At 70.8% G+C, this 17103-nt stretch carries 13 protein-coding genes and 2 tRNA genes; 3 read left to right on the top strand and 12 right to left on the bottom strand.

Features of this window, described 5'->3' with window-relative positions; genetic code table 11:
* Window positions 1–180 precede the first annotated feature (180 nt).
* Window positions 181–2049 carry a translation elongation factor 4 gene (gene lepA / locus OG623_RS24100; protein WP_406149176.1) on the bottom strand — a complete coding sequence of 623 codons (1869 nt, stop codon included), beginning with the start codon at window positions 2047–2049 and terminating at the stop codon, window positions 181–183.
* A gap of 215 nt (window positions 2050–2264) precedes the next feature.
* On the opposite strand from lepA, the gene rpsT reads away from it, so the two are divergent.
* On the top strand, window positions 2265–2531 hold the full coding sequence (gene rpsT, locus OG623_RS24095) for a 30S ribosomal protein S20 (protein WP_362887711.1): 267 nt from the start codon (window positions 2265–2267) through the stop codon (window positions 2529–2531).
* Window positions 2532–2748: 217 nt separating this feature from the next.
* Here the strand turns inward: rpsT and holA are convergent, their stop codons facing one another.
* The gene (holA, locus tag OG623_RS24090; protein ID WP_406149175.1) at window positions 2749–3738 is read right to left on the bottom strand and encodes a DNA polymerase III subunit delta; all 990 of its coding nucleotides are present in this window, start codon (window positions 3736–3738) and stop codon (window positions 2749–2751) included.
* An 89-nt stretch (window positions 3739–3827) separates the two neighbouring features.
* On the opposite strand from holA, the gene OG623_RS24085 reads away from it, so the two are divergent.
* Window positions 3828–4073: a hypothetical protein gene (locus OG623_RS24085; protein ID WP_362887707.1), complete on the top strand. Its 246-nt coding sequence runs from the start codon at window positions 3828–3830 to the stop codon at window positions 4071–4073.
* 107 nt (window positions 4074–4180) lie between these two features.
* On the opposite strand, the gene OG623_RS24080 is transcribed toward OG623_RS24085, so the two are convergent.
* A complete protein-coding gene (locus tag OG623_RS24080; RefSeq protein ID WP_406149173.1) occupies window positions 4181–5065 on the bottom strand; it encodes a YceI family protein in 885 nt (294 codons plus the stop codon).
* Between the two features lie 257 nt (window positions 5066–5322).
* On the bottom strand, window positions 5323–6153 hold the full coding sequence (locus OG623_RS24075) for an arylamine N-acetyltransferase (protein WP_406149171.1): 831 nt from the start codon (window positions 6151–6153) through the stop codon (window positions 5323–5325).
* A gap of 100 nt (window positions 6154–6253) precedes the next feature.
* On the opposite strand from OG623_RS24075, the gene OG623_RS24070 reads away from it, so the two are divergent.
* Window positions 6254–6709: a pyridoxamine 5'-phosphate oxidase family protein gene (locus OG623_RS24070; RefSeq protein WP_406149170.1), complete on the top strand. Its 456-nt coding sequence runs from the start codon at window positions 6254–6256 to the stop codon at window positions 6707–6709.
* Window positions 6710–6747: 38 nt separating this feature from the next.
* Here the strand turns inward: OG623_RS24070 and OG623_RS24065 are convergent, their stop codons facing one another.
* From OG623_RS24065 to OG623_RS24030, 8 genes are all read right to left on the bottom strand, one after another.
* Window positions 6748–9327: a ComEC/Rec2 family competence protein gene (locus tag OG623_RS24065; RefSeq protein ID WP_406149169.1), complete on the bottom strand. Its 2580-nt coding sequence runs from the start codon at window positions 9325–9327 to the stop codon at window positions 6748–6750.
* Window positions 9324–10160 (bottom strand): helix-hairpin-helix domain-containing protein, encoded by an 837-nt coding sequence (locus OG623_RS24060; protein WP_406149167.1) that lies wholly within the window; start codon window positions 10158–10160, stop codon window positions 9324–9326. The genes OG623_RS24065 and OG623_RS24060 overlap by 4 nt, the downstream gene beginning before the upstream one ends.
* Before the next feature lie 757 nt (window positions 10161–10917).
* The gene (locus tag OG623_RS24055; protein WP_406149166.1) at window positions 10918–11763 is read right to left on the bottom strand and encodes a DegV family protein; all 846 of its coding nucleotides are present in this window, start codon (window positions 11761–11763) and stop codon (window positions 10918–10920) included.
* Window positions 11764–11898: 135 nt separating this feature from the next.
* Window positions 11899–12657: a hypothetical protein gene (locus tag OG623_RS24050; protein ID WP_406149165.1), complete on the bottom strand. Its 759-nt coding sequence runs from the start codon at window positions 12655–12657 to the stop codon at window positions 11899–11901.
* Window positions 12658–12830: 173 nt separating this feature from the next.
* On the bottom strand, window positions 12831–15704 hold the full coding sequence (gene leuS / locus OG623_RS24045; protein WP_406149163.1) for a leucine--tRNA ligase: 2874 nt from the start codon (window positions 15702–15704) through the stop codon (window positions 12831–12833).
* Between the two features lie 346 nt (window positions 15705–16050).
* A tRNA-Ala gene (locus tag OG623_RS24040) sits at window positions 16051–16123 on the bottom strand.
* Window positions 16124–16284: 161 nt separating this feature from the next.
* Window positions 16285–16518: a hypothetical protein gene (locus OG623_RS24035; protein WP_033305681.1), complete on the bottom strand. Its 234-nt coding sequence runs from the start codon at window positions 16516–16518 to the stop codon at window positions 16285–16287.
* A gap of 401 nt (window positions 16519–16919) precedes the next feature.
* A tRNA-Ala gene (locus OG623_RS24030) sits at window positions 16920–16992 on the bottom strand.
* Between the last annotated feature and the right edge of the window lie 111 nt (window positions 16993–17103).

Raw genomic sequence — 17103 nt, 5'->3', positions numbered from 1 at the left:
AACTAACTGGCGAGTAACTAACGGGGTGGTGATCAGACTAGAGCGACTGGGACCGTCACGTAAGAGGCAACGGGCCGCCGCTTGATAACGAACCGGGCCCCTGCGCCGCGGATGTCCGCGGCACAGGGGCCCAACAGGCTACTCACGGGTACGAACCAGGACCGACCCTACTTCTCGCCCTTACTTCTTGCCCTTGCCGTCGCCGGCCGACTCGTCGGTCGACAGGACGGAGATGAACGCGTCCTGCGGCACCTCCACGTTGCCGACCATCTTCATCCGCTTCTTGCCTTCCTTCTGCTTCTCCAGCAGCTTCCGCTTACGGGAGATGTCACCGCCGTAGCACTTGGCGAGGACGTCCTTGCGGATGGCGCGGACGGTCTCACGGGCAATGACCCGGGAACCGATGGCCGCCTGGATCGGCACCTCGAAGTTCTGCCGGGGGATGAGCTTCTGCAGCTTGGCGACGAGCCGGACGCCGTACGCGTACGCCTTGTCCTTGTGCGTGACCGCCGAGAAGGCGTCGACCTTGTCGCCGTGCAGCAGGATGTCGACCTTGACGAGCTGGGCGGACTGCTCACCGGTGGGCTCGTAGTCGAGCGAGGCGTAACCGCGGGTCTTGGACTTCAGCTGGTCGAAGAAGTCGAAGACGATCTCGGCGAGCGGCAGGGTGTAGCGGATCTCCACCCGGTCCTCGGAGAGGTAGTCCATGCCGAGCAGGGTGCCGCGCCGGTTCTGGCAGAGCTCCATGATCGCGCCGATGAACTCGCTGGGCGCCAGGACCGTGGCCCTGACGACCGGCTCGTGCACCTTGTCGATCTTGCCCTCGGGGAACTCGCTCGGGTTGGTGACGGTGTGCTCGGTGCCGTCCTCCATGTCGACGCGGTAGACGACGTTGGGAGCGGTGGCGATGAGTTCGAGACCGAACTCGCGCTCCAGGCGCTCGCGGATCACGTCGAGGTGCAGCAGGCCGAGGAAGCCGACGCGGAAGCCGAAGCCGAGCGCGGCCGAGGTCTCCGGCTCGTACACCAGGGCAGCGTCGTTGAGCTGGAGCTTGTCCAGGGCCTCACGCAGGTCCGGGTAGTCGGAGCCGTCCAGCGGGTAGAGCCCGGAGAACACCATCGGCTTCGGGTCCTTGTAGCCGCCCAGCGGCTCGGTCGCGCCCTTGTTCAGGGAGGTGATGGTGTCACCGACCTTGGACTGCCGGACGTCCTTCACACCGGTGATGATGTAGCCGACCTCGCCCACTCCGATGCCGTCGGCCGGGGTCATCTCCGGGGCGGAGACACCGATCTCCAGCAGCTCGTGGGTGGCGCCCGTCGACATCATCCGGATGCGCTCGCGCTTGTTGAGCTGACCGTCGACGACCCTGACGTAGGTGACGACACCGCGGTACGCGTCGTAGACCGAGTCGAAGATCATCGCGCGGGCGGGGGCGTCGGCCTGGCCGACCGGGGGCGGGACGTCCCTGACGACCCGGTCCAGCAGGGCGTCCACGCCGACGCCGGTCTTCGCGGAGACCTTGAGCACGTCCTCGGGCTGGCAACCGATGAGGTTGGCCAGCTCCTCGGAGAACTTCTCGGGCTGCGCGGCGGGCAGGTCGATCTTGTTGAGCACCGGGACGATGGTGAGGTCGTTCTCCATCGCCAGGTAGAGGTTGGCCAGCGTCTGGGCCTCGATGCCCTGGGCCGCGTCGACCAGCAGGATGGTGCCCTCGCACGCGGCCAGCGAGCGGGAGACCTCGTAGGTGAAGTCCACGTGGCCCGGGGTGTCGATCATGTTGAGGATGTGGGTCGGGCCCTGGTCCTCGGTGGGCGCCCACGGCAGACGTACCGCCTGGGACTTGATGGTGATGCCGCGCTCGCGCTCGATGTCCATCCGGTCGAGATACTGAGCGCGCATCTGCCGCTGGTCGACCACTCCCGTCAGCTGGAGCATCCGGTCGGCAAGCGTCGACTTGCCATGGTCGATGTGCGCGATGATGCAGAAGTTGCGGATCAGCGCCGGGTCGGTACGGCTCGGCTCGGGCACGTTGGTAGGAGTCGCGGGCACGCAGGGTCCTGATTCTTGAGACGTCGGACGCCGTGTCTCGGGTCGATGTCGGGTCGGACGGATCGATACGTAGCCTCCATGCTCCCACGCCTGCGGGGCCGGGACCGGTTTGGGCCGGTCCGAGGGTGACTGCTACCGTGGGCAGCTGTGCCTCGTGGCCCTCAGAAGCGGCGTGGCGCACATAGAAGATCCAACGAACCTGAAAAGGCTCTTTCGTGGCGAACATCAAGTCCCAGATCAAGCGGAACAAGACGAACGAGAAGGCGCGCCTGCGCAACAAGGCCGTCAAGTCCTCGCTCAAGACCTCGATCCGCAAGGCCCGTGAGGCTGCCGCTGCCGGTGACGTCGAGAAGGCCACCCTGGCCGTCCGCGACGCCTCCCGTCAGCTCGACAAGGCTGTCTCGAAGGGTGTCATCCACAAGAACGCAGCCGCCAACAAGAAGTCGGCGCTGTCGCTCAAGGTTGCCGCCCTCCAGGGCTGAGCTACTGATGTGATCGCCGGAACGGACTCAGCGGGCCCTCTCTCCCGCTCCTGACCGGCACCCGTGCCGCACACCGAACCTGCGTTCGCCACGCGGGTGCGGCACACCAAGCGTGAATCGAAGGCCCCGGCCTTGTCCTCCCCAGGACGACGGCCGGGGCTTTCGTATGTGTTGCTTCATGTACGGGTCTGCCCTTCGAGGGCGTGCCGGTGTCGCGTCAGCGGCCGCCGGAGCGTGCCGCGCGGGCGACGGCGACCACGGCCTTCTCCAGGGCGTACTCGGGGTCGTCCCCGCCGCCCTTCACCCCGGCGTCGGCCGCCGCGACCGCGATCAGGGCCGCCGCCACTCCGTCGGGTGTCCAGCCGCGCATCTGCTGGCGGACCCGGTCGATCTTCCAGGGCGGCATGCCGAGCTCGCGGGCCAGGTCGGCCGGCCGGCCACCCCGGGCCGAGGAGAGCTTGCCGATCGCCCGGACGCCCTGCGCGAGTGCGCTGGTGATCAGGACAGGGGCGACTCCGGTGGACAGCGACCATCGCAGCGCCTCAAGCGCGTCCGCCGCCCGGCCCTCGACCGCGCGGTCGGCGACCGTGAAGGACGATGCCTCCGCCCGGCCCGTGTAGTAACGGCCCACGACGGCCTCGTCGATCGTGCCTTCGATGTCCGATGCCAGCTGCGAGACGGCGCTCGCCAGCTCCCGCAGGTCGCTGCCGATGGAGTCCACCAGCGCCTGGCACGCCTCGGGGGACGCCGAGCGTCCGAGCGCCCTGAACTCCGACCGCACGAAGGACAGCCGCTCGGCCGGCTTGGTGGTCTTGGGGCACGCCACCTCGCGCGCCCCCGCCTTGCGCACCGCGTCCAGCAGGCCCTTGCCCTTGGCGCCGCCCGCGTGCAGGAGGACGAGGGTGATCTCCTCGGCGGGGGCACCCAGGTACGCCTTGACGTCCTTGATGGTGTCCGCGGAGAGGTCATGCGCGTTGCGCACGATCACCACCTTGCGCTCGGCGAAGAGCGAAGGGCTGGTGAGCTCCGCGAGCGTGCCGGGCTGCAGCTGGTCCGATGTGAGGTCGCGGACGTCGGTGTCGGCGTCGGAAGCACGGGCCGCGGCCACCACATGCTGCACGGCTCGGTCCAGGAGCAGGTCCTCCTGGCCCACGGCGAGCGTGACGGGGGCGAGCGGGTCGTCGGTGGAACTACGTCTGGTGGCCATCGCGGTCCAGCATCCCACGCCCCTGTGACAGGGCCGCCGGACAGCCTCCCCGGCGCACCGCCCGGACCGGCGTACCGGAGAATGTCCGGGTGAGCGATGTGAGACATGTGCTGGTGCTGCCCGACCGCGACGCGGCCGAGGAGGTCGCAGGGGAGCTGTCCGACCGGTTCGGCGTCACGGAGGAGCCACAGCTCGTACGGGACGCACTGGCCGGCGAGGACGACGCCGAGGACGCCCAGTGGCTGGTGGTGGTGGAGGACCCGGCCGCCCGACTGGACTCCGCGGCACTCGACGCGTTCGCCGCGGAGTACGAAGGCTGGCTGGAGGCACCGTAAGGGCCGGACCGGCCACCGACCACCGACCACCGACCACCGGTGTGAGGGTGCTGGTGTGAGGGTGCCGGGGCGCGAGGGTGCGGGGTGCCGGATGCGGGGTGCCGGTGTCAGCCCTTGGGGACGATCTGGATGTCCATCTCGATCGTGATGCTCGGGCCGACCACGGCGATGCCCCGCGCCAGCATCGTCTGCCAGGTGAGCGTGAAGTCCTCGCGGTGCAGCTCGGTGGTCGCCCGGCAGGCGGCGCGGGTCTCGCCCTCCAGGCCGTTGCCCAGACCGAGGTACTGGGTGTCCAGCGTCACGGTGCGGCTCACGCCGTGCAGGGTGAGTGCCCCGGTGACACCCCAACGGGTGCCGCCCCGGTGGACGAAGCGGTCGCTGTAGAACTCGAGGGTCGGGTAGCGCGCGACGTCGAGGAAGTCGGCGGACCGCAGGTGGTCGTCGCGCATCCGGACGTTCGTGTCGATCGACGAGGCGTCGATGATGACGTGCATGGCGGAGTCCTCCATGCGGTCGGCGATCCGCACGGCACCGGCGAAGGTGTTGAACCTGCCGTGGATACGAGCCATGCCGATGTGCCGTGCCGTGAAGGCGATCTGGGTGTGCGAGGGCTCGATCTCCCACTCACCCGGATCGGGCAGCTGCGGGGGCTGGGAGACCTGGAGGGTGACGTCGCCGAGGCTCGCGTGACCGGATTCCGTCACGGCGGCCGAGCCGTGGAAGGGCGTGAAGCCCTCAGCCGTGACGCCCAGACGGTATTCGCCCGAAGGAACGGTGGCGACGACGTTCCCGAAGGGGTCCGTCTCTCCGCCGACGACCTTGCGGCCCGCGCTGTCGGTGACGACGAATTCGGCCTGCCGCACGGGCTCGGACACCGGGTCCAGCACCCGGCAGCTCAGCACTCCGGCGTTCTGCGGCACCTGGAGTCCGGCGAGGCCGTTGCTCTGTGCGGTCCCGGACTTCGCTCTGCTGCCTAGCCAACGACCGAACATGCGCACGTACTCCCAGGGGCGGTTATCACCTCGGACCCATGACAGCCGGACGTCGTTGTCGGAGCAGCGGCCCGCCGACGAATACGCATTCGACCACTGTTGCGACGTTCGAGGCAAACGCTGCAGCTCAGAGTGGGTTGTGGGCTGCTGTGCGTCACTGTCCGCAGGTGCTACCGAAGATCCGTATTGACCGATATCCGGGGTCGGCCATCCGGAATCGGCCATCCGGAATCAACGATCGGTGTCCGCTCACCCGCTCACCCGCACTGCCGCCGTACCTCGGGCGGGCGGGCGAGCGTCAGACCGAAGTGGTCGCGATAGGCGGCCACTACCTCGGCGTCGTCGTGCAGCTCCGTCTCCTGCCGCTCGCCCCGCGTGGTGGTGATCAGAGTGTGCCCCCGGAGCGTCACCCGGCCGTCCTCGGTGCGCCGGGAGCAGACGAGCGACCGGGTGAAGTGGGACTCCGGCGAGGTGCGGTGGTACCAGGAACCCGCTCGGAAGTCGGCGAGCACGCGCGGCCGGGGATCCAGCCGGAACTGCCGCGAGCCGTCGCGCAGCAGATCGAGGTCTCCCTGGGGCGCCGCCCGGAAGCGGAACCTGCCGCACGGATCGTCCTGTTCGGTACGTGCCTCCAGATCCAGCGGGTGCAGGGCGTGGTCGCCGAACCCGACGTCGGCCAGCCAGGGGCCCGTACCGTCGTCGGTCTCCACGCGCAGTGCCATGTGGTCGTACGGGATGCCGAGGCGTCCACCGTCGCCGAACACCCGCGCCTGGAGCAGGGTGACGCGGAAGCCGAGCTCGCGCAGCAGCGCGGCGAAGGCGCCGTTGAGCTCGTAGCAGAAGCCGCCTCGGCGGTCCTCGACGACCTTGCCGACGAGTCTCTCCTCCTCCAGGACGATGTCCTGGCCGAGATGGATCGAGAGGTTCTCGAAGGGCACGGTCGTCAGATGGCAGCGCTGAAGCTCGCGCAGCGCCCCGGCGTCGGCGCGGGAGGGCCGTACCGCACCGACGCGTTCCAGATAGGCGTCCACCCAGGCGGTGGTGGGGGCAGGCGCGTGCTGCCGTGGCTGCTCGTTCGTACGGGCCATACGGGAAGTCTGTCGCGCCGTGTGCGGCGACGCCATGAGTCCACCGGCCTAGGTCCTGGGCCTGATGTGGCGGGGGATGCCGGTGGCTAGCGTGTCGGCCATGACAGAGCGAGAAGCGGCACGCGGCCCGGAACAGCGCAAGCAGGACACACTCGATCGCCTGGAGAAGGACGAAGACCTCTGGGTGGCAACGGCGTCGGCCGACGGTGTGCCGTGTCTGGTGCCGCTGTCGTTCGTCTGGGACCGGGGCACGCTGCTGATGGCCACGCGGCGCACCAATCCGACGGCGGTGAACCTGACGCCGTCCGGGCAGGCCAGGGCCACGATCGGGCACACCCGCGATGTGGTGCTGATCGAGGGGACGGCGGAGGTCGTCGAAGGGGCGGATCTGCCCGCCGGGTCGGTGGACGCCTTTGTCGAGAAGCTCCACTGGGACCTGCGCGGACGCTCCGCCTGGGTGTATCTGCGCCTCACTCCGTACGTCGTCAAGGCGTGGCGCGAGGTGAACGAGCTGGCCGAGCGCGAGCTGATGCGCGACGGCGCCTGGCTGGTCTGACAGCGGTCGCCGGACGCCGCTCCGGTCGCACCGGGGGTTCATGACCTGCCTGCCGCACGCAGCTCCGCGCCCGAACCCGTCACCGCGATCGCACCATGGACGTCGGTGCGCAGCACCTTCGCCCCCGCCGCTTCGAGCGCTTCGAGCGTACGGGGAGCCGGATGACCGTACGGATTGTCCGTACCGCAGCTGATCAGCGCGATTCTCGGGTGCGCACTGCGCAGGAGCGCGGGGTCCTGGTGGGCGGAGCCATGGTGCGCGACCTTCAGCACGTCCACCCGGGGCAGTGCCGGATGGCCGCGCAACACGCCCTGCTGTGCCGGAGGTTCGAGATCGCCCAGGAGCAACAGGGTCAGGGCGCCCGAGCGGACGAGGAGGGTGACGCTGGAATCGTTGGGCTCCTCGGTCGGGTAGGACGGCGCCGCGCCCGGTGCCCCGGCCTCGGGCCAGAGCACCTGCCAGTCGAGAGGTCCCGTCCGACGCCGCTCACCCGGTACGGCCCGGACCACCGGGACGTGCGCAGCCGCTGCCGTTCTCCGCACGAAGGCCGCCTGCTCCTTCGGTTCGTCGAGGCTCGTCGTCTGGATCATGCCGACCTCCCGGCCGCCCAACGCCCCGGGCAGGCCACGCACATGGTCGGCATGGAAGTGGGTCAACAGCAGCAGAGGCACGCGGGTGATGCCCAGGTCGCGCAGGCACCCGTCCACGAGGCGGGGCTCAGGTCCGGTGTCCACGACCACCCCCGTGCCGTCCCCGGCCGCGAGCACCATGGCATCCCCCTGCCCCACGTCGCACAGCGCGAAGGACCAGCCCGGTGGTGGCCATCCCGTCATGAACCGGGTGAGCGGCACCGGTCTCAGCACCGCGAGCACCAGCAGGAGCGCAGCCGCGGAGCAGACCCAGGGGTGGCGGGCCAGGCGGCGGGCCGACAGCACCAGCAGGGCCGTGAGGGCCGCCAGGAGGGCCGCACCGCGCCAGCCGCCCGGCCAGTCGGCCTCCGCCCCCGGAAGCGCGGCCCCGGTGCGGGCCACGGACGCGATCCACCCGACCGGCCATCCGGCGATCCTGGCCAGCACTTCGGCCGCCGGCATGGCCACGGGAGCCACGGCGAGCGCGGCGAAACCCAGGACCGTCGCCGGCGCGACCGCGAACTCGGCCAGCAGATTGCACGGGATCGCCACCAGGCTGACCCGCGACGCCAGGACCACCACCACGGGTCCACAGACCGCCTGGGCGGCGCCCGCCGCGGCCAGCACCTCGGCAAGCCGCGTGGGAACCCCGCGCCGTTGAAGGGCGTCGCTCCACCTCGGCGCGAGGGTGAGGAGCGCCCCGGTGGCGAGGACGGACAACAGGAAGCCGTAACTCCGGGCCAGCCACGGGTCGTACAGCACCAGCAGCAGAACGGCCGTGGCCAGCGCGGGAATCAGCGATCTGCGTCGGCCCGTCCCGATGGCGAGCAGGGTGATCATGCCGCAGGCGGCGGCGCGCAGGACGCTCGGCTCGGGGCGGCACACGATCACGAAGGCGAGCGCGATCCCGCCGCCGGTCAGGGCGGTCGTACGCAGGGAGATGCCCAGCCGGGGTGCCAGGCCGCGGCGTTCACTGCGTGACGCGCTTCCCGGTGGGCCGATGAGCAGGAAGAGCAGAATCGACAGGTTGGAGCCCGACACGGCGAGCAGGTGGGTGAGGTCGGTGGCCTTGAAGGCATCGTGCATGTCGGGCGGAACCCGCGAGACGTCGCCGACGACCAGCCCCGGCAGGAGAGCCCGCGCATCGGCGTCCAGTCCTTCGCCGGCCTCCCGCAGCCCTGCCCGTAACCGCCCCGCCACGCGTTGCAGAAGGCTGGGCTCCGTGATGACCGTCGGTGGGCCGTCCGCGTCGACGGCGAGCACGGCTGCGATCCGCTCCCCCTCGTGGCGCGGTGGAGCGAGCCGCCCGCTGACGCGGAGCCCCGTCGAGGGCAGCAGCCGCTGCCACCGCTCCGCCGCGTCACCCGGAGAGACCATGACCAGCACCGGTGTGCGGAGCTTGGTGACCGTGCCGTCGGGGGCGGTCAGCCTGTCGATCCCGGCGTCCAGGAGCAGGGACGCCGGCGTGCTGTGGTCGCCCAGCACCCGCGGCCGGGTCCGCCGTGGGTCGGAGGTGACGGTGACCTCCGCCACGACCCGCGCATACGACTGCGCCAGCGCGGGGACGGGACCGCTGCGGGAATCCGCGCCCTGGAGCCCGGCCGCCGCGGCACCGGCCGCCGCGCAGAGCAGCACCCCCGCCACAGCCGTGGTGCGCACCCCGGCACGCGGGAGCAGCACAGCCGGCCCGGTGGCTCCGGCCGCCGGGTCGCCCCGCACGGCCCGGTCCGCCGACCGCAGGGGATCCGCCCCGCCTGGGGACCCGGCTCGCGCCGCGATCCGGGGTACCGCGACGAGGCCCAGCCCCACGCACCCGAGGAGAACCGCACCAGCAGCCACCCATCGGCCCGGTGCCCCCAGGGCCAGCACGGACGCAGCCCAGGCCGCCAGCGCCGGAGGGACCAGCCGCAGATCTGCCGGAGCCTCCTGGTGCGGGTCCGCAGCGCCCAGCCGTCGGCCCGAGTCCGTGTGGACGTCCGGGGCTCTCATGGCCTGACCAGCGGCCGGAGCTCCGCGAACCGGCGTTCGCCGATGCCGTTGACCTCACGCAGCTCATCGACGGAGCGGTAACCCCCGTGCTCGGTGCCGTAGTCGACGATGTGCTGGGCCAGCACCGGCCCGACACCAGGCAGGGTTTCGAGCTGCTCGGCCGTCGCCGTGCCGAGGCTCACCTGCGCCCCTGGCCCGGCCCCTCCCGCCGCGGCGCCGCCCGCTCCCGGGCCGCCTGTGCCTGGAGGTGGCGGCGCTCCGGGCAGGCCCACCGCCACCTGCTCGCCGTCCATCAGGACACGTGCCTGGTTGAGCACGCTGACATCGGCGCCCTCACGAACACCCCCCGCGGCACGCAGGGCGTCCACGACGCGGGAGCCTGCCGGAAGATGCTGGATCCCGGGACGGCGTACCTTGCCGCTGACATCGACGACGATCTGCCCGCCGGGCGAGGTGCCGGCGCCGGCCCGCGGCCCCGCGTCGGGAGCGGGCGAGGCACCCGGCTGCTGTGGGGCGCTCGGGGACTCCGGCCCTCCCGCCTGGACAGCGGCGGCCTCCGTGACCCGGTCGGGAGCATGTACGGCCTCCGGGCGGGCCGACCAGAAATGCACCGCCGCGAACACCGCCGCCCCGACCAGGATGACGGCCAGCGCGGCGAGCGCGCGTGGCTCCAGACCGCAGCGCAGCTGCACCCACAGGGGTAACCGGTCACGCAGAGCGGGGCCTGCCTCTCGCCACCACGGCGTCCGCGCGGCGGAGCCCTCGCCCGCTCCACCACGCGGCGGGACCGACGGCTCGGCGGGCGGGTCCTTCGGGGAACCCGCATCGGGCATCGGGCGCGGCGGACGGGCCGCCCAGGAAGGGGTCGGGCGCCCCCGCGCGGCCCCACCGGAGGGCGCAGGCGCGGGCTTTGGCACCGGCATCGGCGCCGTCACCGGCACGGAGGACGCCGGACCGGCGGTGGCCCGGTTCGCCCCCCTGCCCTCGACCCTGTCCGCAGCCCGGCCCGCGCCCCTCTCCGCGACCCGGTCGGCGACCCGATCGACGCCCCTGTCCGCAACCCGGTCGGCGGCCATGAGCGCGTCCGCGCGGAGCCGGGAGGCAGCCGCGAGCTCCGCCCCCGCTCCACGCCCGGTACGCCGCCGGTGCCCGCCCCGCCCGCCGGACGTGTGGGTGGCCGCGCTGCCGGGCGAGGTGCCGGCCGCCCCGCCGGGGCGTACACCCGGCCCTCTCCTGGGACGGCCCGCCGCACCGGCCCCATGGGACACAGGCCGCGCGGCACCGTCCGTGGCCCGATGGGTGGGCCGGCGCCCTGGTGGCCCCGTGGTGGGCCGCGTAGGTGGATCCATGGCCGCGTGCGCGGGCAGATCCGCGGACCTTCGTGCGGGCAGATCCGCGGACGGGCGTGCGGAAGGCGCCGACGCGCCGACTGTGAGGCTCAGCTCATCGATGGCACGGCCGGTGACGAGAAGCGATCGGAAGGTCATGCCTCATGACGCTAGACACTTCCGAGGAAATCCGCCGAGCTGCCCCAAATACAGTGGATAACTCACCAGTTGTGAATAACTCCGCCACCCGCCGGGGTGGAGTTCAGCGCGGCGCGACCACTGCTCCCAGCAGCCCAGGCCCGGTGTGCGCCCCGATCACCGCGCCCACCTCGCTCACATGCAGGTCGACAAGGCCCGGAACCCTCCCCCGCAGCCGCTCCGCCAGCCGCTCGGCCCCTTCAGGAGCGGCCAGATGATGGACGGCGATGTCCACGTCACCCGTGCCGGCCCGCGCGGCGACGATCTCCTCCAGCCGTGCGACCGCCTTGGACGCCGTCCGCACCTTCTCCAGCATCTCGATGCGTCCCCCGTCGAGTTGAAGGAGAGGCTTGACCGCCAGGGCCGACCCCAGCAGCGCCTGGGCCGCTCCGATGCGCCCGCCCCGGCGCAGGTAGTCCAGCGTGTCGACGTAGAAGAACGTCGACGTCCCCGCCGCCCGCTTCTCGGCCGCCGCGACCGCCTCGTCCAGGCCGCCGTCCGCCTCGGCGGCCTCGGCGGCGGCGAGCGCGCTGAAGCCCAGGGCCATGGCCACCATGCCGGAGTCGACCACACGCACCGGCACGGGTGCGTCCTTCGCGGCGACCACGGCGGCGTCGTACGTACCGGAGAACTCGGCCGACAGATGGAGCGAGACGATGCCGGAGGCCCCCGCGTCGGCCGCGGCGCGGTAGGCAGCGGCGAAGACGTCGGGGCTGGGCCGTGACGTGGTCACTGAGCGGCGCTTCTGCAGAGCCAGGGCCAGCGATCTGGCCGAGATCTCCGTGCCTTCCTCCAGTGCCTGATCCCCCAGGACGACGGTCAGCGGCACCGCGGTGATGCCGTGCCGTTCCATCGTCTGAGGCGGCAGGTAGGCCGTTGAATCGGTGACGATCGCGACATGGCGGGACATGAGCCGGAGATTACCTTCCAGGGCGGGAGCTCGGCAGCCCGGGACCGACCTGCTGATCATTTCCGGTCCGTCGGGCATCCGTCCCTGACCCGTCCCGGATCTTCGGGAGACGTCCGGACCCGCCGTCGGTGCGCGTCAGTTCGTGGTTTCCGGCCTGGCGGACTTCTGCCACGGATACCCCGTGTGCGGCCTCGTGTCCGGAGCGGTGAGCGAGGGAGGTGGGGACGTGGGCGGAGGAGGCGTGGCCGAGGAGGGCGTGGGGGAAGAGGGCGTGGCGGAAGAGGCCGTCTCCTCGTCGGCGGGCCCGCTCCAGCTTCGCCCGGTCGTCCCGCCCGGTGCCGCGGGCTCCTCGGTCGTCCAGTGACGCAGGGCCCCGGCCTCCAGATCGATCTGTGCCTTGAGCGCGGACAGATCGTCGTCGGCGAACCGCTTGGCCCTGTCACGCGCCGCCCAGCGCAGCGACTCGGCCGAGTGCGTGATGTGCTCGGTGCGCTCCTTCAGGCCCGGCAGCAGCGAGGCCACCGTCGCCCGGTCCGGCTCGCGCTCCAAGCTCTTGAGCTCGTCGTCGAGCTCGTGTCCGTGCACGCTCAGACGCTGGAAGAGCCCCAGCGACTCAGCGAGGGAGCCGTCCTGCGCCACCCCGGCGTTCAGCGCGTCCTGGGTGGCACGCATCGATGTACGCAGCGTGAGCCTCAGCTGTGCGAGCTCTCCCTGCACGCCCGGCTGGCCGTAGCTCTTGGCCCACAGGGCGGTGTTCTCGACCGAGCGGCGCGCCTGCGTCACCGTCCGGTCCACACCACGCTTGGCCGCGCGCACCGTCTTCACACCGGCATACACCCCGAGCGCCATGAAGGCCACGAACAGCAGGGCCAGGATCAGGATCACGGCTTCCATGAACGTCCCTCGGGTCGTCGGGCGGGCCGCCGGTGTGCGGTCACCCCTTCCACCGTAAACGGAACAGACAGGTTGGGGGTTCCACCGGAACCCTCAACCTGCCCGTAGGGGAAAGCCCTGGCAAGCCTGCCGGGACCGCCTGCCGGGAGCGCCGCCAGACCGCCCCGGCGCCGTTACGCGGGAACGATGTTGACCAGCTTCGGCGCCCGCACGATCACCTTGCGGATCCCGGCCCCGCCCAGTGCGGCGACGACGTTCCCGTCGGCCAGGGCCAGCGCCTCCAGCTCCGCGTCCGAGATCGACGGGGAGATCTCCAGGCGCGCCTTGACCTTGCCCTTGACCTGCACCACACAGGTGACGGTCTCGTCCACGACGTACGCCGGGTCCGCGACCGGGAAGTCCTGGTGCACGACGGATCCGGTGTGGCCCAGCCGGCGCCACAGCTCCTCCGCCACGTGCGGCGCCAGCGGGGCGACCAGCAGCACCAGCCCCTCCGCGACCGACCGTGCCAGCGGACCGCCCGCCTTCGTCAGGTGGTTGTTCAGCTCCGTGACCTTGGCGATGGCCGTGTTGAAGCGCATGCCCGCCATGTCCTGGCCGACGCCGTCGATGGCCTTGTGCAGCGCCCTCAGGGTGTCCTCGCCGGGCTCCGTGTCCACGACGGTGACCTCACCGGTCTCCTCGTCGACGACATTGCGCCACAGCCGCTGAAGCAGCCGGAACTGGCCGACGACGGCCCTGGTGTCCCAGGGACGCGAGACGTCCAGCGGGCCCATGGCCATCTCGTACAGCCGCAGGGTGTCCGCCCCGTACTCGCCGCAGATCTCGTCGGGCGTCACGGCGTTCTTCAGGGACTTGCCCATCTTGCCCAGGACGCGGCTGACCTTCTCGCCTGCGTGGTAGTACGCCCCGTCGCGCTCCTCGACCTCGGCGGCCGGGACCGCGATACCGCGGCTGTCCCGGTAGACGAAGGCCTGGATCATGCCCTGGTTGTACAGCTTGTGGAACGGCTCGGCGGACGAGATGTGCCCCAGGTCGTGCAGCACCTTCGACCAGAACCGGGCGTACAGCAGGTGCAGCACGGCGTGCTCGGCGCCACCCACGTACAGGTCGACGCCACCGGTCGGCCGGCCCTCGCGCGGTCCCATCCAGTACTGCTCGACCGCCGGGTCGACCAGCCGCTGGTCATTGTGCGGGTCCAGGTAGCGCAGCTCGTACCAGCAGGAACCGGCCCAGTTGGGCATGGTGTTGGTCTCTCGACGGTACCTACGCGGGCCGGCGCCGTCACCCAGGTCCAGCGTGACGTCGACCCAGTCGGCGTTGCGCGACAGCGGGGTCTCGGGCTGCGTGTCGGCGTCCTCCGGGTCGAAGGTGCGCGGCGAGTAGTCCTCGACCTCGGGCAGCTCCAGCGGCAGCATCGACTCGGGCAGCGCGTGGGCGATGCCCTCCTCGTCGTACACGATGGGGAAGGGCTCGCCCCAGTAGCGCTGCCGGCTGAACAGCCAGTCCCGCAGCCGGAAGTTGACGGTGCCCTCGCCGACACCCTGCGCCTGCAGCCACTCGGTGATCTTCGCCTTGGCGTCGACGACGCCCAGGCCGTCCAGCGAGATCTCCTCGTTCGCGGAGTTGACCAGCTTGGCCTCGTACGGGGCGAACGCGTTCTCCCACGTCGAGGGGTCCAGGCCCCGGTCGTCCGAGGGCTCGACGACACAGCGCATCGGCAGCTCGAAGGCGCGCGCGAAGGCGAAGTCGCGCGCGTCGTGCGCCGGTACGGCCATGATCGCGCCGGTTCCGTAGCCCATCAGGACGTAGTCGGCGATGAAGACGGGGACCTTCTCGCCGCTGACCGGGTTGGTCGCGTAGGCGCCGGTGAAGACACCGGTCTTGTCCTTGGCCTCCGCCTGGCGCTCCACGTCGGACTTGGCCGCGGCCTGCTTGCGGTAGGCGGTGACGGCCTCGGCCGGGTTGGCGTGGCCGCCGGTCCACACCGGGTGGGTTCCCTCGGGCCAGGCGGCGGGGATGATCCGCTCGACCAGCTCGTGCTCGGGGGCCAGCACCATGTAGGTCGCGCCGAACAGGGTGTCCTGACGGGTCGTGAAGACGGTGATGTCCCCTGCCCCGTCGACGGGGAAGCCGACACGCGCGCCCTCGGAGCGGCCGATCCAGTTGCGCTGCTGCAGCTTGATCGCCTCGGGCCAGTCCAGCCCGTCCAGATCGTTCAGCAGCCGGTCCGCGTAGGCGGTGATGCGCATGTTCCACTGCCGCAGCTTGGACTTGAAGACCGGGAAGTTGCCGCGCTCGGAGCGCCCGTCGGCCGTCACCTCCTCGTTGGCCAGCACCGTGCCGAGACCGGGCGCCCAGTTGACGGGGGCGTCCGAGGCGTACGCCAGGCGGTAGTGCCCCAGGATGTCGGCGCGGTCGGCGGTGCTCAGCTCGTCCCACCGGCCGCCGCCGGGTACCGGGCGCTCACCGCTCTCGAACTGCGCGACCAGTTCGGCGATCGGGCGGGCCCGGTCGGCCTCGGTGTCGTACCAGGAGTTGAAGATCTGCAGGAAGATCCACTGGGTCCACCTGTAGTACTCCGCGTCGATCGTCGCGAAGGAACGGCGCTTGTCGTGACCCAGGCCCAGCCGGCGCAGCTGGGTCTTCATGTTCTCCATGTTGGCCTCGGTGGAGGCCCGCGGATGTGTGCCCGTCTGCACGGCGTACTGCTCGGCCGGCAGGCCGAAGGCGTCGAAGCCCAGGGTGTGCAGGACGTTGTGCCCGGTCATCCGCTGGTGGCGGGCGTAGACGTCGGTGGCGATGTAGCCCAGCGGGTGGCCGACATGCAGTCCGGACCCCGAGGGGTACGGGAACATGTCCATGATGAACTTCTTCGGCTTGGCGGCCAGCTCCGGATCGCCCGCCAGGTCACCGGTCGGGTTGGGAGCCTCGTACGTCCCCTCGGCGTCCCAGAAGTCCTGCCAGCGTGCCTCGATGTCGGCGGCCATCGCTGCCGTGTAGCGGTGCGGCGCGGCCACCTCGGCCGCGGTGTTCGTCTCGCTCATGATCCTCAAAGCTCCATCGATCGTCATCTGCCGGCGCCCACGTCCACGGACACACGTCTACGGACACACGTCTACGGAAACGAAAAATCCCCTCGCACAGGAGGGGACGCCGCGCCGAGTCCGACCAGGCATTCTCACCGGTCGGGAATGATCAGCGCGGCTCGCTAAGCAGAAGGCGTACGGCACGCATGGCGTCAGGGTACCGCACGGGCCCGTCACCCGGCCCGGCGAGGACAGGGACGGCGCTGGAGACGGGGCCGAGACTGCCGATCACGACAACAAGCGGGACGGCAAGCGGGACAACAAGAAGCGGGTCACCCCATTCGGATGACCCGCTTCTTCACTGTGGAGCTAAGGAGAATTGAACTCCTGACCTCCTGCATGCCATGCAGGCGCTCTACCAACTGAGCTATAGCCCCGTGCTGTGAAGTGTGCCGCCCGGTTTCCCTGGCGACATCGAGAACATTACACGGTCCCGGCGGCCCATCAAAAATCGTTTCCACTCTGTCCGCATATGACCGGTGCGGAACGCCCTGACCAGCGGTTGCTCCACGGGGGCGACCTGCCCTGAGGCGCCGTGTCAGGCCGTGGCGAAGGAGTAGAACCGCTTGAGTGTGCAGTGCTCCTCGAGGAGCCGACCGTAGATGGGCTCACCCTCGAGCTCACGGTACGTCTCGATGGGGTCCCCTTTTATGATCAGCGCCCGTGCGCATTCCTCGCACCAGTACTGGAACTCCGCATTGACCGGGTCCATGTCCCGGACGATGGGCGTACCGCTGCCGCACCAGTCGCACTTCCGCCTGTGTGCACCCATCCGGTCAGCTCCGGGGGCGGCCGCAGGCCGTGCACGTGGCGTAGAGGCGGAGGGTGGACCGGTGGATCGCCGTGGGGGTAAGGGGCGGGCCTGGGGCCCGTACGCGGCTCGCAGGCATCGCGCTCCCTCCCGATCGGTCCGTCGCCCCCTCCGGCGCTCCGATTCTGCCATGGCCTCGCAAGAGGGTCAGCCCGACGAGCGTCCCGACCGGGCGCGTTCGGGCCGGAGGGAGGGCACCGGATCGTCCGGCGTACCTGCGAGGAAGGCGCGGGAGCACCCTGTCGGCCCTTGCCCCGGGCGGGCAAGGGCAGTTGAGGCAGGACCGGCACGTGTCACCGCTCCGGTTCTCCACAACCGGTAAAAAAAGATCCCGCCCCCTGCCGGGGACGGGATCTTGCCTGTGGAGCTAAGGAGAATTGAACTCCTGACCTCCTGCATGCCATGCAGGCGCTCTACCAACTGAGCTATAGCCCCGCTGTTCGCTGTGTTTCCGTGCGTTTCCGCGTCGCGAACAAGAAGAACTTTAGCCTGCGACGAGCCGGAAAGTGAAATCCGGCCCCCGCCGCCCCGAGGGGGCCTCGGGAG

The organism is Streptomyces sp. NBC_01012, assembly GCF_045162755.1.
Taxonomy (GTDB): domain Bacteria; phylum Actinomycetota; class Actinomycetes; order Streptomycetales; family Streptomycetaceae; genus Streptomyces.
This window is presented reverse-complemented; position numbering and strand designations above follow the sequence as displayed.

Excerpts from the sequence above, each read along its gene's own strand:
- OG623_RS24035 (WP_033305681.1), bottom strand. The coding sequence starts at position 16,518 with ATGGGTGCACACAGGCGGAAGTGCGACTGGTGCGGCAGCGGTACGCCC.
- holA (WP_406149175.1), bottom strand. The coding sequence starts at position 3,738 with ATGGCCACCAGACGTAGTTCCACCGACGACCCGCTCGCCCCCGTCACG.
- OG623_RS24070 (WP_406149170.1), top strand. The coding sequence starts at position 6,254 with ATGACAGAGCGAGAAGCGGCACGCGGCCCGGAACAGCGCAAGCAGGAC.
- OG623_RS24065 (WP_406149169.1), bottom strand. The coding sequence starts at position 9,327 with ATGAGAGCCCCGGACGTCCACACGGACTCGGGCCGACGGCTGGGCGCT.
- OG623_RS24055 (WP_406149166.1), bottom strand. The coding sequence starts at position 11,763 with ATGTCCCGCCATGTCGCGATCGTCACCGATTCAACGGCCTACCTGCCG.
- OG623_RS24075 (WP_406149171.1), bottom strand. The coding sequence starts at position 6,153 with ATGGCCCGTACGAACGAGCAGCCACGGCAGCACGCGCCTGCCCCCACC.
- OG623_RS24060 (WP_406149167.1), bottom strand. The coding sequence starts at position 10,160 with ATGCCCGATGCGGGTTCCCCGAAGGACCCGCCCGCCGAGCCGTCGGTC.
- OG623_RS24080 (WP_406149173.1), bottom strand. The coding sequence starts at position 5,065 with ATGTTCGGTCGTTGGCTAGGCAGCAGAGCGAAGTCCGGGACCGCACAG.
- leuS (WP_406149163.1), bottom strand. The coding sequence starts at position 15,704 with ATGAGCGAGACGAACACCGCGGCCGAGGTGGCCGCGCCGCACCGCTAC.
- OG623_RS24050 (WP_406149165.1), bottom strand. The coding sequence starts at position 12,657 with ATGGAAGCCGTGATCCTGATCCTGGCCCTGCTGTTCGTGGCCTTCATG.